General features: G+C 74.5%; 20 protein-coding genes. 12 read left to right on the forward strand and 8 right to left on the reverse strand.

All coding sequences use genetic code 11. The features are described 5' to 3' along the window. The first annotated feature begins 11 nt into the window (after positions 1 to 11). Positions 12 to 1409 (forward strand): gluconate:H+ symporter, encoded by a 1398-nt coding sequence (locus tag ACFYW1_RS28585; RefSeq protein WP_388999251.1) that lies wholly within the window; start codon positions 12 to 14, stop codon positions 1407 to 1409. 251 nt (positions 1410 to 1660) lie between these two features. Continuing rightward, positions 1661 to 2110: an ASCH domain-containing protein gene (locus ACFYW1_RS28590; RefSeq protein WP_388999254.1), complete on the forward strand. Its 450-nt coding sequence runs from the start codon at positions 1661 to 1663 to the stop codon at positions 2108 to 2110. Between the two features lie 164 nt (positions 2111 to 2274). Here the strand turns inward: ACFYW1_RS28590 and ACFYW1_RS28595 are convergent, their stop codons facing one another. Beyond that, positions 2275 to 3930, reverse strand: coding sequence for an FAD-binding dehydrogenase (locus ACFYW1_RS28595; protein ID WP_388999257.1), 1656 nt, complete (start codon positions 3928 to 3930; stop codon positions 2275 to 2277). A 202-nt stretch (positions 3931 to 4132) separates the two neighbouring features. Between ACFYW1_RS28595 and ACFYW1_RS28600 the strand changes: the two genes are divergently transcribed. The 6 genes from ACFYW1_RS28600 to ACFYW1_RS28625 all read left to right on the forward strand — a co-directional run bounded on the left by ACFYW1_RS28600 (position 4133) and on the right by ACFYW1_RS28625 (position 7857). After that, complete coding sequence (locus tag ACFYW1_RS28600) at positions 4133 to 5026, forward strand: DMT family transporter (protein ID WP_388999260.1); 894 nt, start codon at positions 4133 to 4135, stop codon at positions 5024 to 5026. Between the two features lie 67 nt (positions 5027 to 5093). Further along, on the forward strand, positions 5094 to 5723 hold the full coding sequence (locus ACFYW1_RS28605; protein ID WP_388999263.1) for a TetR/AcrR family transcriptional regulator: 630 nt from the start codon (positions 5094 to 5096) through the stop codon (positions 5721 to 5723). A gap of 57 nt (positions 5724 to 5780) precedes the next feature. Beyond that, entirely contained in the window at positions 5781 to 6554 is a 774-nt protein-coding gene (locus ACFYW1_RS28610) for an SDR family oxidoreductase (RefSeq protein WP_388999266.1), read from the forward strand. Positions 6555 to 6588: 34 nt separating this feature from the next. Beyond that, the gene (locus ACFYW1_RS28615) at positions 6589 to 7107 is read left to right on the forward strand and encodes an NUDIX hydrolase (RefSeq protein WP_388999269.1); all 519 of its coding nucleotides are present in this window, start codon (positions 6589 to 6591) and stop codon (positions 7105 to 7107) included. Positions 7108 to 7153: 46 nt separating this feature from the next. Next, complete coding sequence (locus ACFYW1_RS28620; protein WP_388999272.1) at positions 7154 to 7549, forward strand: YidH family protein; 396 nt, start codon at positions 7154 to 7156, stop codon at positions 7547 to 7549. Beyond that, on the forward strand, positions 7546 to 7857 hold the full coding sequence (locus ACFYW1_RS28625; protein ID WP_388999275.1) for a DUF202 domain-containing protein: 312 nt from the start codon (positions 7546 to 7548) through the stop codon (positions 7855 to 7857). Before ACFYW1_RS28620 ends, ACFYW1_RS28625 begins: the two co-directional genes overlap by 4 nt. 53 nt (positions 7858 to 7910) lie before the next feature. Here the strand turns inward: ACFYW1_RS28625 and ACFYW1_RS28630 are convergent, their stop codons facing one another. Continuing rightward, positions 7911 to 8873 (reverse strand): NADP-dependent oxidoreductase, encoded by a 963-nt coding sequence (locus ACFYW1_RS28630; RefSeq protein ID WP_388999278.1) that lies wholly within the window; start codon positions 8871 to 8873, stop codon positions 7911 to 7913. 76 nt (positions 8874 to 8949) lie between these two features. Then, positions 8950 to 10239 (reverse strand): glucarate dehydratase family protein, encoded by a 1290-nt coding sequence (locus ACFYW1_RS28635; RefSeq protein ID WP_388999281.1) that lies wholly within the window; start codon positions 10237 to 10239, stop codon positions 8950 to 8952. 151 nt (positions 10240 to 10390) lie between these two features. On the opposite strand from ACFYW1_RS28635, the gene ACFYW1_RS28640 reads away from it, so the two are divergent. Both ACFYW1_RS28640 and ACFYW1_RS28645 read left to right on the forward strand, forming a co-directional pair. Beyond that, entirely contained in the window at positions 10391 to 11413 is a 1023-nt protein-coding gene (locus ACFYW1_RS28640) for a phosphotransferase family protein (RefSeq protein ID WP_388999284.1), read from the forward strand. Between the two features lie 6 nt (positions 11414 to 11419). Beyond that, positions 11420 to 12637, forward strand: coding sequence for an acyl-CoA dehydrogenase family protein (locus tag ACFYW1_RS28645; protein ID WP_388999287.1), 1218 nt, complete (start codon positions 11420 to 11422; stop codon positions 12635 to 12637). 77 nt (positions 12638 to 12714) lie between these two features. On the opposite strand, the gene ACFYW1_RS28650 is transcribed toward ACFYW1_RS28645, so the two are convergent. Both ACFYW1_RS28650 and ACFYW1_RS28655 read right to left on the reverse strand, forming a co-directional pair. Next, on the reverse strand, positions 12715 to 17484 hold the full coding sequence (locus ACFYW1_RS28650) for a HEAT repeat domain-containing protein (RefSeq protein ID WP_388999290.1): 4770 nt from the start codon (positions 17482 to 17484) through the stop codon (positions 12715 to 12717). Positions 17485 to 17566: 82 nt separating this feature from the next. Continuing rightward, entirely contained in the window at positions 17567 to 17731 is a 165-nt protein-coding gene (locus tag ACFYW1_RS28655; RefSeq protein WP_388999293.1) for a hypothetical protein, read from the reverse strand. Between the two features lie 74 nt (positions 17732 to 17805). Here ACFYW1_RS28655 and ACFYW1_RS28660 point away from each other — a divergent pair, with 74 nt between their 5' ends. After that, positions 17806 to 18765 carry a LysR family transcriptional regulator gene (locus ACFYW1_RS28660; protein WP_388999296.1) on the forward strand — a complete coding sequence of 320 codons (960 nt, stop codon included), beginning with the start codon at positions 17806 to 17808 and terminating at the stop codon, positions 18763 to 18765. After that, positions 18762 to 19280, forward strand: coding sequence for a DUF1203 domain-containing protein (locus tag ACFYW1_RS28665; protein ID WP_388999299.1), 519 nt, complete (start codon positions 18762 to 18764; stop codon positions 19278 to 19280). Before ACFYW1_RS28660 ends, ACFYW1_RS28665 begins: the two co-directional genes overlap by 4 nt. Before the next feature lie 33 nt (positions 19281 to 19313). On the opposite strand, the gene ACFYW1_RS28670 is transcribed toward ACFYW1_RS28665, so the two are convergent. The 3 genes from ACFYW1_RS28670 to ACFYW1_RS28680 form a co-directional block, all read right to left on the reverse strand. Next, positions 19314 to 19907, reverse strand: a complete 594-nt coding sequence (locus ACFYW1_RS28670) for a TetR/AcrR family transcriptional regulator (protein WP_388999302.1) — start codon at positions 19905 to 19907, stop codon at positions 19314 to 19316. Positions 19908 to 19977: 70 nt separating this feature from the next. Then, complete coding sequence (locus ACFYW1_RS28675; RefSeq protein WP_388999305.1) at positions 19978 to 21636, reverse strand: class I adenylate-forming enzyme family protein; 1659 nt, start codon at positions 21634 to 21636, stop codon at positions 19978 to 19980. Next, complete coding sequence (locus ACFYW1_RS28680) at positions 21633 to 22400, reverse strand: SDR family oxidoreductase (protein ID WP_388999308.1); 768 nt, start codon at positions 22398 to 22400, stop codon at positions 21633 to 21635. The genes ACFYW1_RS28675 and ACFYW1_RS28680 overlap by 4 nt, the downstream gene beginning before the upstream one ends. Positions 22401 to 22534 lie beyond the last annotated feature (134 nt).

A 22534-nucleotide genomic window follows, 5' to 3' on the forward strand; every position in this document is an offset into this window, starting at 1 on the left:
GGACCACCACCGTGACCAGTCTCAGCGTCGAGATGCTGGCAGCGGACGCCGCCGAACCGATCACCTCGGCAGGCAACGCTCAGTTGGGCATCGCAGTCCTGGCGGGCATCGCCGTCATCGTCCTGCTCATCACCAAGTTCAAGGTGCACGCGTTCCTCGCGCTGACCATCGGCTCGCTGGCGCTCGGTTCGTTCGCCGGGGCGGCCCCGGCGGAGACGATCGCCAGTTTCACCGCCGGTCTGGGCTCGACCGTCGCGGGCGTCGGCGTGCTGATCGCGCTCGGCGCGATCCTGGGCAAGCTGCTGGCCGACTCCGGGGGCGCGGACCAGATCGTCGACACCATCCTCGCCCGGGCGAGCGGGCGGGCCATGCCGTGGGCGATGGTGCTGATCGCCTCGATCATCGGCCTGCCGCTGTTCTTCGAGGTCGGGATCGTGCTGCTGATCCCGGTGGTGCTGCTCGTCGCCAAGCGCGGCAACTACTCCCTGATGCGGATCGGCATCCCGGCGCTGGCCGGTCTCTCCGTGATGCACGGGCTGATCCCGCCGCACCCCGGCCCGCTGGTGGCGATCGACGCCCTGGACGCCAACCTCGGCGTCACGCTGGCGCTGGGCGTGCTGGTCGCGATACCGACCGTGATCATCGCGGGGCCGCTCTTCTCCCGCTACGCGGCGCGCTGGGTGGACATCGAGGCGCCGGAGAAGATGATCCCGCAGCGCCCCTCGGAGGACCTGAAGCGCCGCCCCGGCTTCGGCGCCACCCTGGCGACGATTCTGCTGCCCGTCGTACTGATGCTGGTCAAGGCCCTGGTCGACATCGTCGTGGACGACCCGGAGCAGGGCGTCCAGCGGGTCACCGATGTGATCGGCTCGCCGCTGATCGCACTGCTCGCGGCCGTCGTGGTCGGCATGTTCACGCTGGGCCGGGCGGCCGGTTTCTCCAAGGGCCGGCTCTCCGCCACCGTCGAGAAGTCCCTGGCCCCGATCGCGGGCGTGCTGCTGATCGTGGGCGCGGGCGGCGGTTTCAAGCAGACCCTCATCGACGCCGGTGTGGGCCGGATGATCCTGGACTTCTCCGAGAACTGGTCGATCCCGGCGCTGCTGCTGGGCTGGCTGATCGCCGTGGCGATCCGGCTCGCGACCGGTTCGGCGACCGTGGCCACCATCTCGGCGGCCGGTCTGGTCGCCCCGCTGGCCGCCGACATGTCCACGTCCCACGCCGCCCTGCTGGTCCTCGCCGTCGGCGCCGGTTCCCTCTTCTTCAGCCACGTCAACGACGCCGGTTTCTGGCTGGTGAAGGAGTACTTCGGCATGAGCGTCGGCCAGACGGTGAAGACCTGGTCGTTCATGGAGACCATCATCTCCGTGGTCTCGCTCGTCTTCGTCCTGCTGCTGTCGCTGATCCTCTAGCGACGGCGGTCTCCCGCACGGTCCTCCTCCCACCGGGGTTTTCCCGGGGACCGTCCCCGACGGCGCCCGTCGGCCCGGTGCGCACGCCTCGGCGTGCCCCCGGGGCCGGCGGGCGCCGTCGTCGTGTCGGGCCGCGGCCCGCACCGGCCCCACTTCTCGCGCCAACTGCGGGCCTCGCGCACCGGGTTGGCGTCCGGGGCCGGATCCCGCCCCGCCGCCGGGCCCGGGGGGCGCGTGCCAGACTTGGCGCCATGTCGAACCGTGAACCCCTCAAGCCCTTCCTGCTCGCCTTCCCCGGACCGCTGCGCGATCAGCTGGTCGGAGCGGTCCTCACCGGTGCGAAGGTCTCGACGACCGGGCTGCTCGCGGAGTACGAGGCGGAGCGGGAGGAGCTGCCGCCGGTGGGCGAGCGGTCCGCGCTGATCGACTCGGACGGCCGGGAGATCGCGGTGCTGGAGGTGTCGGAGGTACGGGTGCTGCGTCTGGGGGACGTCGACCTCCAGCACGCGATCGACGAGGGCGAGGGCTACACCTCGGTGGCCGAGTGGCGTGCGGGACACGAGAAGTTCTGGCACAGCGACGAGATGCGCGAGGCGCTCGGCGACCCGGAGTTCACCGTCGACGACGACACCATGGTCGTCGCCGAACGGTTCCGCGTCGTCGAGCTGCTGGACCCCGTCGTGGAGGCGAAGGAACGGTAGGCGGCAGGCGCCGGAGCCACGGAGTCCGGGCCCGCCGTGTCCGGACGGAGGGGCCCGCCGCGTCCGGTCGTCCGGCCCGGGTCCAGGGCGGGACGGATCGGGTCCGGGGTGGATCGGGCCCCGGGCGGAGAGGCCCGGCCGCCCCCGGCCCTCCGCGGGCCGCTTCAGACGACGGCCTGCGCCGCCGCCCGGCCCGCCGCCCGGCCGGAGAAGATGCAACCACCGAGGAAGGTGCCCTCCAGCGAGCGGTAGCCGTGCACCCCGCCGCCGCCGAAACCGGCCGCCTCCCCCGCCGCGTACACCCCCGGCAGGGGCGTGCCGTCCGCGGTCAGGACCCGGGAGGACAGGTCCGTCTCCAGCCCGCCGAGCGACTTGCGGGTCAGGATGTTCAGCCGTACGGCGATCAGCGGGCCGGCGTCGGGGTCCAGGATGCGGTGCGGCGGCGCCGTGCGGATCAGCTTGTCGCCGAGGTAGGCGCGGGCCCCGCGCATCGCGGTGATCTGGAGGTCCTTGGTGAACGGGTTGGTGATCTCCCGGTCCCGGGCGGTGATCTCGCGGCGCAGTTCGGCCTCGTCGATCAGCGGTTCGCCGGTGAGCGCGTTCATGCCCCGGACCAGGGCGGCGAGGTCCTTCTCGACGACGAAGTCCACGCCGTTGTCCATGAACGCCTTCACCGGCGCCGGTACGTCCGCGCGGGCCCGGCCGATCACGCCGCGGATCGACTTCCCGGTCAGGTCGGGGTTCTGCTCGGAGCCGGAGAGCGCGAACTCCTTGCCGATGATCTTCCGGTCGAGGACGAACCAGGTGTGGTCGTGGCCCGACTTCATGATGTGTTCGAGGGTGCCGAGGGTGTCGAAGCCCGGGAAGAGCGGGACCGGCAGCCGCTTGCCGCGGGCGTCGAGCCAGAGCGAGGAGGGGCCGGGCAGGATCCGGATGCCGTGCCTGGCCCAGATCGGGTTCCAGTTCTCGATGCCCTCGGTGTAGTGCCACATGCGGTCGCGGTTGATGTGGTGGGCGCCCGCCTTCTCGGCGATGCCGAGCATGAGGCCGTCGACGTGGGCGGGGACGCCGGAGAGCATCTTCGCGGGCGGGGTGCCGAGCCGGGCGGGCCACTGCTCGCGCACCAGGTCGTGGTTGCCGCCGATGCCGCCGGAGGTGACGATCACCGCCTGGGCCCTCAGCTCGAACGTGCCGGTCGCCCGGCGGCTGCTCGCGGTGCCGCGGGCCGCCGCGCTCTGCTCCAGCACCTCGCCGGTCACCGTGTCGACGCTGCCCGCGGTGCGGCCGAGCCCCGTGACCCGGTGCCGGAACCGGAACCGTACGAGGCCCTTGGCGGCGCCCGCGCGCACCCGGCGCTCGAAGGGGGCGACGATGCCGGGGCCGGTGCCCCAGGTGATGTGGAAGCGGGGCACGGAGTTGCCGTGGCCGTTCGCGTCGTAGCCGCCGCGCTCGGCCCAGCCGACGACGGGGAAGATCCGCAGCCCCTGGGCGTGCAGCCAGGAGCGCTTCTCACCGGCCGCGAAGTCGACGTACGCCTCGGCCCACTTCCGCGGCCAGTGGTCCTCCTCGCGGTCGAAGCCCGCCGTGCCGAGCCAGTCCTGGAGGGCCAGCTCGTGGCTGTCCTTGATCCGCATCCGGCGCTGCTCGGGCGAGTCGACGAGGAAGAGCCCGCCGAAGGACCAGTGCGCCTGGCCGCCGATCGACTGCTCGGGCTCCTGGTCGAGCAGGATCACCGAGCGGCCCGCCTCGACCAGTTCGGCGGTGGCCACCAGACCGGCGAGTCCTGCCCCGATCACGATCACGTCAGCGTCGTACGCCATGGGCGGTCCCATCCTGTCGGGGCGATCCGGTCGCGGCCGTGGTCCGGTTCCGGAGCCGGAAGTTACTGGTGCGTCAGATCTTCGGCACCCGGCTGCCGCGGCGTCAACCGCCCGGTCGGCGGTGCTCCGGCCGCGCCCTGGGCACGCAGACGTTATCGTCGGTACAAATCCACCCACTTCTGGCCTGACTCGAGGTAGAAGCGTGTCGGTGCCGGTCCTCCTCCTCGCCGTGAGCGCCGCCTGCTGTCTGGGATTCGGCTTCGTCCTCCAGCAGGCCGCCGCCTCGCACGCCCCGAGGAGCGACTACCTCTCCCCCCGGCTGCTGCTGGACCTGATGCGGGTGCCGAGCTGGCTGGCCGGGATCGGGCTGATGGTCGGCGGCATGGTGCTGGGCGCCCTCGCCCTGGGCAAGGGCGAGGTGTCCGTCGTCGAACCGCTCCTCGCGACCAATCTGCTCTTCGCGATGACCCTGTCCCGGCACCGCACCGGCCAGCGGCTCGGCCGGCAGGGCTGGGCCGGGCTCTGGCTGCTGGCCGGCGGGGTCGCGGCCTTCCTGCTGGCGGGCCGGCCGCAGGGCGGCGAGGCGGTGTCCAGCGCGCTGCGGCACTGGTCGGTGATCGGCGTGGTCGTGGGCATGGCCCTGCTGCTCACCGCGGTCGCCCGGCGCTCCGCGCCGGGGGTCGCCCCGGCCCTGCTCGCGGTGGCGGCCGGTCTGCTGTACGGACTCCAGGACGCCCTCACCCGGGTGAGCGGGCAGCTGCTGTCCGACGGCGGGTGGGAAGCGCTGGTGGCGGGGTGGCAGCCGTACGCCGTGCTGGTGCTCGGCGTCACCGGACTGCTCCTGGTGCAGAGCGCGTTCGAGACGGGCCCGCTGCGGGTCTCGCTGCCCCCGCTGACCGCCTCCCAGCCGCTGGCCGGGATCGCCTGCGGGGTCGGCTTCCTCGGCGACCGGCTACGCACCGACGCCGGTGCGCTGGTCTGGCAGGCGGTCGGGCTCGTCGCGATCGTCGTCGGGATCGTGCTGCTCGGGCTGCACCCGGCGATGCCCGAGGGGCCCGTGGGCGGGCGCCGCGAGAAGAGCCTCCAGCCGCACTGAGCGGGCCCGCCCGGCCCCGGGAACGCCCGCACTGGTTTTTAATAATGGCCAGCATTAGTATGCCCGCATGGCGCGAACGTCCGGGCAGGAGACCAGGGAGAAACTGATCCGCGCGGCCGAGGAGGTCTTCGCCGCGCAGGGTCCCGACGGTGCCCAGCTGCGGGACATCGTCCGGCTGGCGGGCCAGAGCAACCCCTCCGCGGTCCAGTACCACTTCGGCTCCCGGGCCGGACTGCTGGACGCCGTGATGGCGGGCCGCCAGGCCCGTACCGAGCGGGTGCTGGCCCCCCTGCTCGACGCCCTGGCCGAGGACTGCGGCGTACCGGAACTGCTCACCGCGCTGGTGACGGCCGAGGCGAGCCTGCTCGCCGACGACCGGGGCCTGCGCTGTCTGCGGATCTCGTCCCGGCTCACCCACGAGACCGGGCTGCGGACCGGCCGGCCGCACCCCGTCCTGGACGGCACCGGCTACGGGCGGCTGATCGGCCGCCTCGGGGACCGGCTGGGCGGGCTGCCCGATCCCGTGCGCCTGGAGCGCCTGGACCTGGCGCTCGCCCTGATCGGCGCGGCGCTGGCCGACCGCGCCCGCCAGCGGCTCGACGGCATCGAGCCGCTGACCGACGACGCGTTCTTCCTCGCCGACCTCGTCGGGACCACCACCGCGTTCCTGCGCGCCCCCGTGCCGGGCGGCACGTGAACACCGGCGGGACCGCACCACGTACCACCCGCATCTGCACCACATGAAGGAAGCGACATGAGCGACAAGAGCAACCTCACTGGCAAGACCGTCATCATCACCGGCGGCGCCCGGGGCCTGGGCGCCGAGGCCGCCCGGCTCGCGGTGGCGGGCGGTGCCGACGTGGTGATCACCGACGTGCTCGACGAGGAGGGCGCCGCCACCGCCGCCGAGCTGGGCGACAAGGCCCGCTTCGTCCACCACGACGTGACCTCCGAGGAGGACTGGCAGCGCGTCGCCGAGTTCGCCGTCGCCGAGTTCGGGCGCATCGACGGGCTGGTCAACAACGCCGGGGTGTCCACCGGCCAGCCGCTGGAGACCGAGACCGTCGAGCACTTCCGCAGGGTCGTCGACATCAACCTGACGGCCGTCTTCATCGGCATGAAGACCGTGATCCCGGTGATGAAGGAGAACGGTGGCGGCTCGATCGTCAACATCTCCTCGGCCGCCGGCCTGATGGGCCTCGCCCTGACCTCCAGCTACGGCGCGTCGAAGTGGGGCGTGCGCGGCCTGACGAAGGTCGGGGCGGTGGAGCTCGGCACGGAGCGGATCCGGGTGAACTCCGTGCACCCCGGCATGGTCTACACGCCGATGACCGCGTCCGTGGGCATCCAGCAGGGCGACGGCAACTACCCGAACACCCCGATGGGCCGGGTCGGCGAGGCCCCGGAGATCGCGGAGGCGGTCGTCTTCCTGCTCTCGGACGCCGCCTCGTACGTCACCGGCGCCGAGCTGGCGGTGGACGGCGGCTGGACCACGGGGCCGACCGTGAAGTACGTCATGGGGCAGTGATCGTCCGGTGGTGTCCTGAGGTTGGATGGGGAGCATGAACCCTTCTGACGAGATGCTGGACATCGTCGACGAGAACGACGTGGTCGTGGGGCAGGCCCCGCGCGGTGAGGCCACCGCGCGGGGCCTGCGCCATCGCTGCGTCTTCATCGAGGTGCGGGACGCCGACGGCCGCCTCTTCGTCCATCGCAGGACCTCGACCAAGCTGGTCTTCCCGTCCCGCTACGACATGTTCGTCGGCGGGGTGGTCGGCGCCGGGGAGTCCTACGAGGAGGCGGCGCTGCGGGAGGCCGAGGAGGAGCTGGGGGTCTCCGGGCTCCCCCGGCCCGAGCCGCTCTTCACGTTCCTCTACGAGGGCGAGCACTCCTGGTGGTCCGCCGTCTACCAGGTGCGGTGCGAACTGCCGGTGGACCCGCAGGCGGAGGAGGTCGCCTGGCACGCCTTCCTCACCGAGGCGGAGCTCGCGGAACGGATCGACGACTGGGAGTGGGTGCCGGACGGGCTGGAGGCGTACCACCGGCTGCGGGCGTTGCGGGCGGCCGGGCAGGCCCCGTGAGCCCGGTCGGCGCCCTTCGGCGGAAAACGGCGGATAAGGTCCGGGCGTGAACGAATTCGTGCGGGGTCTGCGGCTGTGGTTCGCGCCGCAGCGCATCCGCGAGGAGGGCGAGACACCGGACTACCGGTTCTCGCTCGCCAACGAGCGCACCTTCCTCGCCTGGATCCGGACGGCTCTGGCGCTGATCGGCGGCGGCTTCGCGGTCGACCAGTTCCTGCCGGAGCTGGCGTGGGGCGTCCGGGCCGGCCTGGCGCTCGCGCTGCTGGCGTCCGGGGTGCTGTGCGCGCTGCGCGCGGTCAACCACTGGGTGCGGTGCGAGCGGGCGATGCGGCGCGGGGAGGACCTTCCGGTCTCCCGGTTCCCGACGCTGCTCGGCCTCGGGGTCGCGGTCGTCGCCGTGGCGATGGTGGTGGTGGTCCTCTTCGGCTGGGAGGGCCGGTGACCACCGCGGAACGCGACCCCGGGCTGCAGCCCGAGCGGACGCGGCTGGCGTGGCGGCGCACGACGCTGTCGTGCACGGTGGTGGCGCTGCTGGCGGTCAGGCAGGCGCTGCACGGCGGGGTGAGCGCGACCGGGGTCCTCGCGGTGTCGCTGAGCGCGCTGGCCTGGCTGGGATTCCTGCGGGTGGCGCATCTGCGGATGCTCGGGATGGGGACCGCGCGGCCCCGGCCCCTGTCGGCGCGCGACGCGCTGGCCGCGGCGGCGTGCACGGTCGCGCTCGCGGCGTTCGCCGTCGTCCTGCTGTTCTGAGACCGCGCCGCACCGGGCCGGGAGCGGGGCGGTGGGGGCTGGGCACCGGCCGGTCAGTCGGCCGGGGCCTCGGGGACGTCCGGCACCTCCCAGGGCACGGTGACGACGATCTTCCCCCGGGTGCGCCCCTGCTCGTTCAGCCGGTGCGCCTCCGCCGCCTCCTCCAGCGGGAACACCCGGTCCACGTGGACCGTGACGACGCCCTGTTCGGCCAGTTCGGCCAGGCGGGCGAGGTCCTCGGCGTCCGGGCGCACATAGGCGTAGCGGCCGCCGTACGAGAAGACCTCTGCGTCCGCGACGGACGCCAGCCTCCCGCCGGGCCTCAGCACCTCGGCGGAGACCCGGAGCGTCTCGCCGCCGACCGTGTCGAACGCGGCGTCGACGCCGTCCGGGGCCAGTTCCCGCAGGCGGTCGGCGAGGCCGTCCCCGTAGGCCACCGGTTCCCCGCCGAGTTGCCGGACGTGGTCGTGGTTGTGTTCGCTCGCGGTGCCGATGACACGGGCGCCGGCGTGCCGGGCGAGCTGGACGGCGAACGAGCCGACGCCGCCCGCCGCCGCGTGGACGAGGACCGTGTCACCGCTTCGGACCTTCAGGGCGCGGTGCAGCACCTGGTAGGCGGTGAGACCGGCCAGCGGCAGGCCCGCCGCCTCCTCGAAGCTCAGGTTCCGGGGCTTGCGGGCGAGGGCCCGCACGGGGGCGGCGATGTACTCGGCGAGCGTGCCGCGGCAGAGGAAGTCCTCCCGCGCGTAGCCGATGACCTCGTCGCCGACCGCGAACTCCTCGACGCCGAGGCCGGGCTGGACCACGACGCCGGACACGTCCCAGCCGGGGATCACCGGGAACACGGCGTCCAGGACGGGGTCGAGGTGTCCCTCGCGGGCCTTCCAGTCGACCGGGTTGACCGCCGCGGCCCGCACCTTGACCAGGACCGTGTCCGGGCCGACCTTGGGGTCGGGCCGCTCCCCGTACTCCAGGACCTCGGCCCCGCCGTACCTGCTGTAGCTGATCGCCTTCATGTACCGACCGTCGGTGCGGGCCGGGGTGCCCGCAACTCGGACCGGTCCGGGCCGGGCCGCGCCGGGGCCCGGACCGTCACCAGCGCGGGATCGCGGGGGTCCGCCAGTCGGGCTCGGCCTTGCGCATCGCGGCCGCGTCGTCGCGCTCGCGCATGGTGCCGTCGTCGTCGAGCCAGCGCCGGTGCAGTGCGGCCAGGCGGTCGTGGTCGAGTTCCACGCCGAGGCCGGGGGCGTCGGACACGGTAAGCCGGCCGTCCTCGAAGACGTGGCGGGTGGTGATGACGTCCTCGGTCTGCCAGGGGTAGTGGCTGTCGCAGGCGTAGTCGAGGTTGGGGACGGTGGCGGCGACATGGGTCATCGCGGCCAGGCTGATGCCGAGGTGGGTGTTGGAGTGCATGGAGAGCCCGACGCCGAAGGTGCGGCAGATCCCGGCGAGTTCGCGGGTGCGGTGCAGCCCGCCCCAGTAGTGGTGGTCGGAGAGGACCACCTGCACGGCGCCGCGGGCGAAGGCGTCCGGGAGCTCGGCGAGGGTGGTCACGCACATGTTGGTGGCCAGCGGCACATCGGTGGCCGCGGCGACCTCGGCCATCGCGTCGGTGCCGGTCGCCGGGTCCTCCAGGTACTCGAGCACGTCCTTCAGCTGCTCGGCGACGTACAACGAGGTCTCCACGGACCAGGCGCCGTTGGGGTCCAGTCGCAGCGGCCGGCCGGGGAACTCCTCGGCCAGGGCGCGGATCGCGGCGATCTCCCGGTCGGGTTCGAAGACGCCGCCCTTGAGCTTGAAGGAGGAGAAGCCGTGCTCGCGGGCGAAGCGCCGGGCCTGGGCGACGACGCCGGCCGGGTCGAGGGCGGCGCCCCAGTCGTCCCGTTCGCCGCCCTCGGGGTGGGCGGCCCAGCGGTAGAAGAGGTAGGCGCTGTACTCGACGCGGTCGCGGACCTTCCCGCCGAGCAGGGCGTGCACGGGGAGGCCGAGGGTCTTGCCCAGCGCGTCCAGGCAGGCGACCTCGAAGCCGGAGACGACGGAGAGCCGGAGCTTGTCGGCGGTCTGGACACCGCGCAGTCCGCCCGCCTCGACCCGGTCGTCGGTCGCCCGTGAATCACCGCACACCTCCTCGGCCAGGGCGAACAGGCCGTTCACATCGCTGACCGGGCGTCCGACGAGTGCGGTGGCGAGCGGCTGCGCGAGTTCGAGGTACCTGCCGTCCCCGTACGTCTCCCCGACGCCCGTGACGCCACCGCGGGTGACCACCTCCACGACCAGGCGGGGGGTGTAGGGCTGGTGGACCCCCTGGGTGTTGAGCAGGGGCGGGTCGGCGATCAGGATCGGGGTCAGCCGGACTTCGTCGATCAGCAGCTCTGTATTCATACGTGAACTCTATTCAGGGATGCGACTGAACACCAGACTTCGGCCCGATCCGGCCCGGGGTCGACGCACCGGATGACGGGAGCCCCCTGGACGACATACCGACTGGTCGGCATCATGGGCGGCGACCGTCTTTCGTCCGGAGGTGCGCCCGATGAGCCCAGTCCACCCGCCAGGTCTCGACCTCGACCGGCTGCGCGGCCACCTCGACCGCGAGCGGCCGGGGCTGGTGAGCGGGCCGCTCGATGCCCGGATCATCGAGGGCGGCCGCTCGAACCTGACGTACGTCGTCACGGACGGCACCGGCCGCTGGGTCGTCCGCAGGCCCCCGCTGGGCCATGTGCTGGCCACCGCGCACGACATGAAGCGGGAGCACCGGGTCATCAGCGCCCTCCACCCGACGGCCGTGCCGGTGCCCGAGCCGGTGCTGCTCTGCGAGGACGACACGGTGATCGGCTCGCCCTTCTACGTCATGGAGTACGTCGAGGGCACCCCGTACCGCAGCGCCGAGCAGCTCGCCCCGCTGGGCGCCGAACGCACCCGGGCGGTCGTGCTCGGCCTCGTCGACACCCTGGTCGAGCTGCACGCGGTGGACCCGCGGGCCGTCGGGCTCGACGACTTCGGGCGGCCCGAGGGCTTCCTCGACCGGCAGTTGCGCCGCTGGGGCAAGCAGCTGGACGCCTCCCGCAACCGCGAGCTGCCCGGCATCGACGAACTGCACGCCGCGCTCGGGCGCGAACTGCCCGGGTCGCCCGCACCCACCGTGGTGCACGGCGACTACCGCCTGGACAACGTCCTGATCGGTGCCGACGACCGGATCCAGGCCGTCCTCGACTGGGAGATGTCGACGCTCGGCGATCCGCTGACCGACCTCGGCCTGCTGGTGATGTACAGCTCCGACCTCGGTCTGGCGCACTCCCCCGTCTCCACCACCAGCGGTGCGGCGGGCCACCCCTCGCCCGCCGAGCTGATCGAGCGCTACGCCGCCCGTTCCGGCCGGGACACCTCGGCCATCTCCTGGTACACGGCGTTCGCCTGGTTCAAGCTCGCCGTGATCCTGGAGGGCATCCACTACCGCTACACCCTGGGCCGGACCGTCGGCGCCGGTTTCGACCGCATCGGCGATCTCGTCCCCGTCTTCATCGAGCACGGCCTCGGCACCCTCCAGGAAGGCTGATCACCCATGGACTTCGCATTCGACGCCCGCACCGAGGAGCTGCGCGGCCGGCTGCTCGCCTTCATGGACGAGCACGTGCACCCGGCCGAGCGGATCGCGGACGAGCAGCGCGCGCTGCTGGCCTCCCCGTGGCAGACCCCGCGGATCGTCGAGGACCTGAAGGCCGAGGCGCGGCGGCAGGGCCTGTGGAACCTCTTCCTCCCCGACGCGGAGTACGGGGCCGGGCTGACCAATCTCCAGTACGCCCCGCTCGCCGAGATCACCGGCCGTTCCCCGCAGTTGGCCCCGACCGCGCTCAACTGCGCGGCCCCGGACACCGGGAACATGGAGGTGCTCTTCCAGTTCGGCACGGACGAGCAGAAGAAGCGGTGGCTGGAGCCGCTGCTGGCCGGGGAGATCCGCTCCGCGTTCGCGATGACGGAGCCCGAGGTGGCCTCGTCGGACGCGACGAACATCGAGACCCGGATCGTGCGCGACGGGGGTGACTACGTCATCAACGGCCGCAAGTGGTACATCTCCGGGGCGATGAACCCGGACTGCGAGATCTTCATCGTGATGGGCAAGACCGACCCCGAGTGCGCCGACATCCGCCGCCAGCAGTCGATGATCCTGGTCCCCCGCGACACCCCGGGGCTCGAAGTGCGCCGCGCCATGCAGGTGTACGGGTACGAGGACCACTACCACGGCGGCCACGCCGAGGTCTCCTTCACGGACGTACGGGTGCCCGCCGGGAACCTGATCGGCGAGGAGGGCGGCGGCTTCGCCATCGCCCAGGCGCGGCTGGGGCCGGGCCGCATCCACCACTGCATGCGGCTGATCGGCATGGCCGAGCGTGCGATCGAGCTGATGTGCCGGCGGGCGGTGTCCCGTACGGCCTTCGGCAAGCCGCTCGCCCAGCAGGGCGTGGTGCAGAACTGGATCGCGGACGCACGGGTGACGGTGGAGCAGCTGCGGCTGCTGGTCCTGAAGACGGCGTGGCTGATGGACACGGTGGGCAACCGGGGCGCGCACACGGAGATCCAGGCCATCAAGATCGCCACCCCGCGCGCGGTGGTCGACATCCTCGACCGGGCGGTGCAGCTGCACGGCGCGGGCGGGGTCGGCCAGGACTTCCCGCTGGCCGAACTGTGGGCGGCGGCACGGACGCTGCGGCTGGCGGACGGCCCGGACGAGGTGCACCAGCGGTCGCTGGCCCGGCGGGAGATCAAGCGGTACGTGTCGTAGGCGGCGCCCGGAAGCGGGTGCGGGCCGGGGCGGTGGGCGCGGGGCGACCGGCGTTCCCCGCCCCGCGCCCTTTTCCCTCAACGACCGGCCGGGGCCCCGTCCTTCGGATTCCCGATCCGGTCGAGCACCGAGGTGTACCGGGAGCGCCGGTCGGGGCGGGCGCGGGCGGCGGCCTTGCGGAGGGCGGGGACCGCCGCCGGGCCCAGCTGGACGAGTCCCTCGGCCGCCGCCCCGCGCACGACGGCGTGCGGATGGGCGAGCAGCCCCGTCACGGCGGGGGCCGCGGGCTCCCAGCCGGCGCGGCAGAGCGTGCGGATCGCCATCCGCACCACGTCCGGACGGGGGTCGTCCAGCAGCGAAGCGGTGAGCCGCAGATGGGCCGGCCGGTCCAGCACCACCCGTGACGTCCGGTGCGCGCGCAGCCGGACCTCGGGCCGGGGATGGGTGATCAACTCGTCCAGCAGCTCGTGGAGCCGGTGGTCCGGTCCGGCGTCCGGGCCGGGGTGCGCGCCGGCCAGTTCGGTGAGGGCCCGGCAGATCTGCTCCGGGGTTCCGGCGCGGGCCAGGTCCAGCAGTTCCCGGCGGGACGGCGGGCGGGCGGGGCCCTCCGGTGCGGCGGCGGCGCGTTCGCGGAGCGCCACGAGCGCGGCCGCGTCCCGCCGTGCGGCGTCCGGGCCGCGCAACGGGCCCTCCACGAGCCGGAGCCGGTCGGCCAGTTCGTCGCGGCCCTCCGCGCGCAGGCGGCGGCAGGTCTCCGTCAGCGCGGGGGTGCGCAGCAGCGGCCGGCCGACGAGCAGGTCGAGGAAGCCCCAGGCCCCGGCGGCGAGCCGCTCGCCCAGGGTCTCGGCCAGCGCGTCGGCGGGATGGGCGCGCAGGACGTCGGTGATCTCCGCCCCGAGCCCGGCCGGAGCGTGTTCCCACCACTCCAGCAGCAGCGGCACCAGCGGTTCCCGCTCCGCCGGGCCGAGCCGGGCCGCCGCGCGGGCCACCAGCTCGGGCCGTACGCCGTCGCCGCGCAGCTCCGCCTCGTCGATCCCGGCCAGTGCGCGGGCCGGGTCGGCGCCGGGGGGCAGTTCCACGCGCCCGCGGAGATGGGCGCGGAGCACCGCCAGCCGGGCCTCGGGCTCGGGCCATCGCGCGAGTGCCCGTGCGGCGGTGTTCCTGCGGTCCGCCGCGTCCGAGTCCAGCATGGTCAGCAGCCGTTCGTACTGGGCCGCCGAGCGGGGCTGGTCGAGGTCGTCGGCGCGGACGTGCCTCGGGGGCGGCGCCGCGCGATCGGCCCCCGGGGCGGCGGACGGCGGTGCGTCGAGCGGCTGGAGGAAGGTCATCCAGTCGAGCAGCGCCTCCCGCACCGCCGGGTCGTCGGCGCCCCGGTACGCCTCGATCAGCGCGTTCAACCGGTCCCGCGAGGGAACCGTGCCGTCGTCCCGGCCGCGGAACTTTGCCGTCCCGTCCGGGGTGCGCACCGCCGTCTCCAGGGCCGCCCGCCAGGCCCGGGTCCCGGCGGGAAGGGGGGCCGTGCCGGGTTCCGGAACGGTGAACGCCTCGCGCAGCACGTCGGTTTCGGCCCGCCACGGATCGGCGCCGAGCCGGGCGCCCGCGAGCGCCCGGTCGAGGTCGGCGCGGACCGGCACCGCGCCGAGGCGGCGCAGCAGCGTCAGCGTGGACCGGTGCGGTGCGGCGGGGGCGGGGCGCAGGGCCCGCACCGAGGCGATGGCGGACGGCCTGCGGGCGGCCGTCGTCACCGGCGCGGCCTCCTCCAGTACGGCGATCAGGTCGTGGCGGTCCTCGTCCCGGGCGTCGGCGAGCGCGTCGAGCAGCACCCCGGCGGACCGGGCGAGGACGGCGAGTTCCCCGGCGGACCAGGTGCGGGTGGTGGGTTCCCCGACGGACCGGGCGCGGGCGGCGGATTCGCCGGCGGGCCAGGTGCGGGCGGTGGGTTCCCCAGCAGGCCGGGGAGGAGTGGCGGGTTCCCCGGCGGGCCGGGACGTGGCGCAGATCCGCAGCACGAACCGGATGACCTTCCGCCGGTGCGCGGGCCGGGAGCCGGCCAGGCGGAGCCAGTGGTCCAGCATCGGCCGCAGTTCGTCCGCCCGGCCGGGGCGCAGCGGCCCGTCCCGGTCGGCGATCCGCAGGGCGAGCGAGGGGTTCCAGCCCCCGGCCACCAGCGCCGCCACGTCCCGGTCGGCTTCCCGGGCCGCCGCGTCGGCCGCCGGTGGGCGCCCGGCGTCCGGTACGGCGATCCCGTGCCGGGCCAGGGCCGGTACGAGGGCGTCCACGTCCCCCGAGGCCGCCGTGACCCGGCCCGACGCCACCAGGGCGAGCAGTTCGGCGGCCACCGGGGACCGCTGCTCCTCCAGCGCGAGGATCGCGCGCACGGTGAGGGCGCCGTCGAGGCCCGCCAGCAGCCGTTCGCGGGAGCGGGCGTCGTGGCTGTGCTCGGCGGCGGCCAGCAGCGTGGCCGCGCAGGCGTCGCCGAGGACCGTGCGCAGGGCCGCGAGGAGTGCGGTGCGCAGTCCGGGGTTGTCGTCGTGCCCGAGCCGGAACAGCAGCTTCGGGAGCGCCGCGGGAGTGCCCGCGCGGACCAGGGCCTCGGCCGCGGTCTTCCTGATGTTCATGTTGGGGTGGTCGAGGCAGGCGGCGATCGCGGTGCCCGCCCAGTGGGCGCGGGCGTGTCCCAGGGCGTGCAGGGCCTGGCGCACGGTCTGGATGTCCCGGGCGGTGGTCAGCGCGGTCAGCGAGGCCGACAGCGCCTGCGCGTCCTCGCCGGTGGTGTCGCGGGCGAGGAGCGCGATGACGTGCTTGCGCACGTGCCGGTCCCGGTGGCGCAGCATCCGGTGCACCCGGGCCCGGGTGCCCGCCCAGGGGGCCCGGAGCAGCGCTTCGAGGAGGATCGCCCGTTCGGCGTCGGACAGCCCCGGCCGGTCCAGCAGGTCCAGTGCCGTGGTGGCGACGAGGGCGTGGCCGGCCTCCCGCGCGTCCGCGGCGCCCAGCAGGCAGACCGGTCTGATCGCGCCCCGCCCGTGGAGCCTGCGGCCCAGGGCGGCCACGGCGTCCAGGACCTCCTGCGGCACCACGGGCTCGCCGGCCGGCTGTCCGTGTTCCCCGGTGCGGGCGGGGGCGTCCGGGCGCCATGACGCCGCCAGGTCGGCCACGACGCGCAGCAGCAGGTCGGCGACGGCCGGGAGGGTGGCGGCGGTGCCGTGGGCGGCCAGCCCGCACAGCGCCGCCACCGGTTCGTCCGGGTCCACGCGGGAGCCCAGCAGGGCCAGTTCCCGCTCGTCGGGGCCGCCGAGCCCGGCCGCGACGCGGGGCGGCAGGCCGAGGGGGTCCAGCCGGGCGAGGAGGTCGTGGCGCCGTTCCGGGTCGTCGGTGAGCTGCCAGAGGATTTCGAGGGCGCGGTCGCGCACGGCGCGCAGATGGGGTGCGATCCCACCCGGTTCCGGGGTGTCCGTCGCGATTCCCAGCCCGTCCCGCAGGGCCCGTACGGTGCGGTGGCCGCCGATCGCCTCCAGGGTCTCCAGGGCCGCGGCCGGTGCCCGGGGGAGCAGGGCGAGCACGGCCTCCTCGGCGTCCTCGTGGCGCAGTTCGCGGAGCGCGTCGAGGAACGGCACGGGGTCGGGGGCGGACGGGAGCAGCCGGGTGATCGCGTCCCCGACCGGCAGGTCGCCGGCCCCCTGCCCGGCCAGCGCCACCAGCAGGGCGAGCCGCCGGGGCCGGTCCGGGGCGTCGGCCGCCGCCTCCGTCAGCGCCCGGAACATCTCCTTCCGGGCGGTGAAGAGGACGGTCGCCACCTCGTGGGGCGGGATCGAGTGGTCGGCCAGGGCGAGGCCGACGACGGCCGGGACGTCCGGGTCACCCGGAAAGTGTCCGCGCCGGTGGAGGCCGCGCAGACAGGTCACCGCGGGGCCGCCGAGGAGCAGCGGGTCGCGTGCGGCGACGGCCGTCAGGGCGCCGATGTCGTCCCGGTCCGCCAGCTCGCCGAGCAGTTCCATGCCGCGTCGGCGGAGGAGCGGCGGGAGGCCGGGGTCCTCGACGGCCTGCCGCAGCAGGTCGCGGTGGCCGTGGCGGGCGGCGGTCGTGAGGGCGGCCCCGGCGACCCCGGGCCGCTCCCGCACGGAATCCCCCGTGGTGAGGAACGGGGCGAGGCGTCCCCGGGGCAGCGGTTCCGTCGCCGCCCACGGTTCGGCGAGCTCGGTCAGCGCGTCGACGACGACCCGGGCGTCGTCGGTGTCGAGCAGGCCGGCCAGGCGGGCCCGGGCCGGGGCCGGGGCCAGCAGTCCGGCGTACAGGCCCTGCCGGACCAGCCGGACCGCCTCGGCCCGCAGCACCGGATCGGCGTGGGCCGCCAGCTCGTCCACGAGCCGTGCCGGGTGGTGCGCGGCGGTGATGTCCGTCTCCCGCACGGCCCGGTGGAGGAGTTCGCCGGGCGGCTCGTCGCGGAGCACGGCGGGGTCGTGCAGGAGGTCGGCGCGCAGCCAGGCGGTCCGTACCCGGTCCGGCAGCGCCCCGGCCGTGCGCCAGGACGGCCGGGGGCGCCCGCGGAGGTGGGGGTCGAGCCGTTCGTACAGCCCCGCCAGGAGGAGGTCCGCCTCCGGCGGGCCCATGAGCTCCTCCGGCAGCAGCGCGGCGAGTTCGGCCCGCTCCCCGTCGTCGGCCGGGCCGCAGGCGGCGAGCCGCTCGTCGAGCAGGACCAGTCCCAGGTGGCGCGGGGCGGGGTCCGCGTGCCGGATCAGCCGCCCCAGGGCGTCCGGTGGGCAGTCCCGCGGGTCCGGGAGCCCGGACGCCGGGCCGGTGCCGGCCCGGTCCACGGCGTCGTGGAGGTGTGTGTCGGCCGGTTTCCGCATCGTCGGATGCTAGCCGGGGCGTTCCGGCCCCCACCAACGGAATTCGGTCCCGGTCCCCGGACGCGCCCCGCCCGGCGGGCGCTCAGTAGCCGCCGGACCCCACGTGGTCCGCCAGTGCCAGCTCACGGGCGAAGGCGCGCACCCGCAGCAGGCACCGGGCGGCGAGGCGGACGGACCGGCGGTGGCGCGGGCCGTAGGCCGCGCTCCAGAGCGCCGGGACACGCACGGACGGCTGGATGTGGGTCATGTCTCCAGCCTCGCCCCGCCGCCGTGATCGGTCCAACAGATGGATCAGCTGGCTGCCATCGATAACGTGGATGGATGGAGATACGCCAACTCCGCCACTTCATGGCGGTGGTCACGCACGGCAGTTTCACCGCCGCCGCACGGGCCGAGCTGATCGTGCAGTCCGCGCTGAGCACCTCCGTGCGCAATCTCGAACGGGAGCTGGGCGCCGAGCTGTTCGACCGGACCGGCCGACGGGTGGTGCTCACCGAGGCGGGCCGGGCGCTGCTGCCCGCGGCCCGGTCGGTGCTGGCCGGGACCCGGGCCGCGCGGGAGGCCGTGGCGGCCGTGTCGGGGCTGACGACCGGCCGGTTGCGGATCGGCACGATCCAGACCCTGACCTGCGTGGATCTGGCGGCCGAGCTGGCCTCGTACCACCGGTCGTGGCCGGGGGTGCAGATCTCTCTGCGCGAGGCGACGACGCCGGAGCTGGTCGCGGGGCTCCGGGCCGGTGAGCTGGACCTCGCCTATCTCGCGCCGGACGCGGCCGAACTCCCCGACGGCATCGCCGGGTTCGCGACCTGGCACGAGGACCTGGTGCTGATCACCGCGCCGGGCCACCGGCTGGCGAGCGCCGGACGCACCCTGATCAAGGACCTCGCCGACGAGCCGTTCGTGGACTTCCGCGCGGGCACCGGCCTGGAGACGGCGGTGCGGCGGCTGGCCGCGCACTGCGGCCTGGAGCGCCGGATCACCTGCGACGTCACCCAGATCCGGCTGCTCGTCGATCTCGTGCGGGCCGGCATCGGGGTGGCGATCGTGCCGCGGCGGATCGGGGAGGACGCGGGGCTGCCGTGCGTGAGCATCCGCCAGCCGGAGCCCGGCCGCACGGTGGTCCTCGCGGGGCGGGCGCCCCGTCCCCGCAATCCGGCCGCGGAGGCCCTCCTCGACCGGCTGACCGGCCCGGACCACGCACGGGACCGTGCGCGAATCCCCAGCGCGACGTCCGTTTTCCGCCGGTACGGGGACGGCGCGGTGCCGATGCTGGAGCCATGACGACAGTCCACGACATGACGACACTCCACGAGACGCGGGCCATCGCCCCCGCCGTGCTGAAGCGGCTGCGCGAGCGGGACGACGCCGGGGCCGCCCGCCGCCCCGTCACCGATCCCGAGGGCGGCGCCCCGCTCCGCTGCTGTCTGCGGCACAGCGAGGCCGGTGAGCGGATCGTCCTGGTCTCGTACGCGCCGCTGCGCCGCTGGGCGGCCGGTACCGGGGCCGAGCCGGGGCCGTACGACGAATGCGGTCCCGTCTTCATCCATGCCGAGGAGTGCCCGGGGCACACCGCCGGGCCCGGCTATCCGGCCGCGATGCACGGCGCCCGCCGGGTGCTGCGCGCCTACGACGCCCGGGGGCACATCCTCGGGGGGACGCTGGTGGAGATCCCCGTGGAGCGGGCCGCCGAGGTGGACGACGTGCTGAGCGGTGTCTTCGCCGACCCGGCGGTGGCGCTGGTGCACGTACGGGCGGTGGAGTTCGGCTGCTTCATGGCCGAGGTGCGCCGCCGGTAGCCGGGCGGGGCCGTGCCCCGGCCGGCGCCGGGGTCAGGGGCGCAGCGCGCGCAGCAGCAGGTCGGCCAGGTGGTCGGCGACCTCCTGGCGGCCCAGCGGACCGTCGGGCCGGTACCAGGTGGACAGGTGGTGGATCGAGCCGAAGTGGTAGTCGACGACGAGGTCCGCGGGGGTGGCCGTGGAGAACACCCCGCTGCGCTGGCCCTCCTCCACCAGGGCCCGGAAGCGCTCGTGGTAGCGGCGCCGTTCCGCCCGTACCTGCTTGTTCTTCTCCGGGCTCAGGTGGTGCATGGAGCGGAAGAAGATCGAGGCGTCGTCGAGGTTCTCGATGGTGGTGACGACCACGTCGGCGGCGGCGTCGCGCAGCCGCCGCTCGACGGGGGCGTCGGCGTCGGCGAAGGCGTCGAGGCGCTCCTGCTGGAGCCGGAGCACCCGGGAGTAGACCTCCTGGAGGAGGTCCTCCTTGGAACCGAAGTAGTGGTAGAGCGCGCCCTTGGTGACGCCCGCGGCCTCGACGATCTCCTGGACCGAGGTGCGGTCGTAGCCGCGCTCGGCGAAGAGCCGGGTGGCGGCGGCCAGCAGTCGCCGGGGGACGGGAGCGGTGTCCTCGTCCGTCGCCTTGGTCATTGCCGCCGCCTTCCTTCCGTGCCGTGCCCGACCGATCCGTGCGGGCTCCCGGGCCCGGGGCGAACCGGATCTACCGGGGGGAACGCAGTTCCCGCCTGAGGATCTTCCCACTCGCCGTCTTCGGCAGCTCGGCCAGGATCTCCACCTCGCGCGGGTACTTGTACGCGGCGAGCCGTTCCCGGCAGTACGCGCTCAGCTCCTCGGGTCCGGCCGAGGCGCCGGGCCGGAGGCTGACGCAGGCGCGGACGGTCTCGCCCCGGTAGGGGTCGGGGACGCCGACGACGGCCGCCTCCCGGACCGCCGGGTGGGTGTACAGGACGTCCTCCACCTCGCGCGGCCAGACCTTGAAGCCGGAGGCGTTGATCATGTCCTTCTTGCGGTCGACGACGTAGAGCCAGCCCGCGCCGTCCATGAAGCCGATGTCCCCGGTGCGCAGTTCGCCGTCGGGGAAGGCGGCGGCGGTGGCCTCGGGCATGCGCCAGTAGCCGGAGACGACCTGGGGGCCGCGGACGGCGATCTCGCCCTGTTCGCCGAGGGGGACCTCCGCGCCGTTCTCGTCGAGGATCCTGACCACCGTGTCGGGGCCGGGGACGCCGACCGAGAGCGTGCCGGAGGCCGGGTCGACGGGGGCCTCCCGCTCCGGGGGCACGGAGGCGCAGGGGGCGGTGCACTCGGTGAGGCCGTAACCGTTGCGGAGGTACGGGCCGAAGCCCGCCCGGAACTTCTCGACGAGCGCGGGCGGCAGCGGTGCGCCGCCGGAGGAGATCACCGCGAAGGAGGCGAAGTGGTCGGGGGTGGCGTCGGGGTGGGCGGCCAGGGCCATGAAGGCGGTCGAGGGGCCCACGGTGTAGGCGGGGCGGTGCTCGGCGAAGGCTTCGAGCACGACGCCGGGGTGGAAGCGGTACGCGAGCACGAGGGTGCCCGCGTTGGTGAGGCAGGCGGCCAGCTGGCACACCATGCCGGTGATGTGGAAGAGCGGGGCGAGCGCGAAGTACGCGGAGCCCTCGGCGACGGGGTGCCCGGCGCGCTGCCGCTCGGCGTTGACCATGATGTTGCCGTGGGAGTTCAGGGCGCCCTTGGGGGTGCCGCTGGTCCCGGAGGTGTAGCTGATCAGCGCGGTGCCGGCGGAGGCGGGTTCGCGGCCCCCGGGGGCTTCGAGGCCCTGCCGGGCGACGGCGACCAGGTCGTCGGTGTCGTCGGGCACCGGCAGCCGTTCGAAGCCGAGCACGCGTTCGTCGTCGCGGGTCTGGAGGTCCAGCTCGCTGGTGGTGAGGGCGATCCGTACGGCCGGGACGCCGGCCGCGGTGTCCCGCAGGTACGCCTCCCAGGTCCGGTCCGCGCAGATCACCGCGGTGACCTCGGCGTCCTTCAGTACGTGGCCGACCTCGCCGGACTTGTACATGGGGTTGAGCGGGACGACCGTGGCCCCGGCCTTCCAGGCGCCGAGCAGCGCGAGCACGAACTGCGGGGTGTTCTGGAGCATGATCGCGACCCGGTCGCCGGGGGCCAGGCCCGCGGCGGCGAGGTGGCCTGCCACCGAGTCGGAGAGCGCGTCGGTCTCGCGGTAGCTCAGGCGGCCGTCGAAGTAGGCGAGGGCGGTGCGGTCGGGGGCGCGTACGACGGACTCCCGGAAGGCGTGGACCAGGCTCCCGGCGGGGTGGACGGGGGCCCGCTGGGCCTCGCTGAGCAGCGGCAGCCAGGGCTTCGCGGCGTAGACGGACTCGCTCATGCGCGGGTCTCCTCCCACTTCTGCTGGAGGTGGTTCATGCTGCCGAGCCAGTGGTCGGTGTCCTTGGCGCGGGCCCGGTAGTACCCGGCGACCTCGGGGTGCGGCAGGACGAGGAAGCGGTCCTCGGCCATGGCGTCGAAGAGCGCGTCGGCGACCGCGGCGGGCTCGATGGCGCCGGGGACGAGGACGAGTTCGCCCGCCGATCCGGCGGCGGCGAGCATGTCCGTGCGCACGCCCTGCGGGCAGATCGCGTGGACCTTGACGCCGCGGTGGCGGTAGGTGAGGGAGAGCCATTCGGCGAAGGCGACGGCGCCGTGCTTGGTGACGCTGTACGGGGCGGCGCCGATCATCGTCAGCAGTCCGGCGGCGGAGGCGGTCGAGACGAACCGGCCGCTGCCGCGCTCCAGCCAGTCCGGCAGCAGGGCCCGGGCGGCGCGGACGTGGGCCATCACGTTGACGTCCCAGGCCGCGGCCCAGACCTCCTCGTCGGCCAGCACGTCGCCGGGCGAGGCGAGGCCGGCGTTGGCGCAGTAGACGTCGATGGTGCCGTCGAGGGCGTCCCGGGCCTCGGCCACGATCCGTGAGGCGTCGCCGACGACGGCCACGGCGCCGATCTCCTCGGCCAGCGGCCCGATGCCGGCCGCGTCGAGGTCGTTGACCACGACCCGCGCGCCCTCCTCGGCGAACCGGCGGGCCAGCGCGGCGCCGATGCCGCCACCGGCCCCCGTGACCACCACGCCCGCGCCCCGCACCGTGTCACCCATCGGTCCCGCCTCTCTCAGCCGACTCCCCCGGCAGACTAACCAGTCGGTATGTCGAATCGGAAGGGGTGGACGCGCCCGGGCGGAGCGGTGGACGCGTCGGGGCGGAAGCGCGGGGGCGGCCTGCCGGGACCAAC

Source organism: Streptomyces sp. NPDC002669 (assembly GCF_042889165.1).
Classification (GTDB): Bacteria; Actinomycetota; Actinomycetes; order Streptomycetales; family Streptomycetaceae; genus Streptomyces.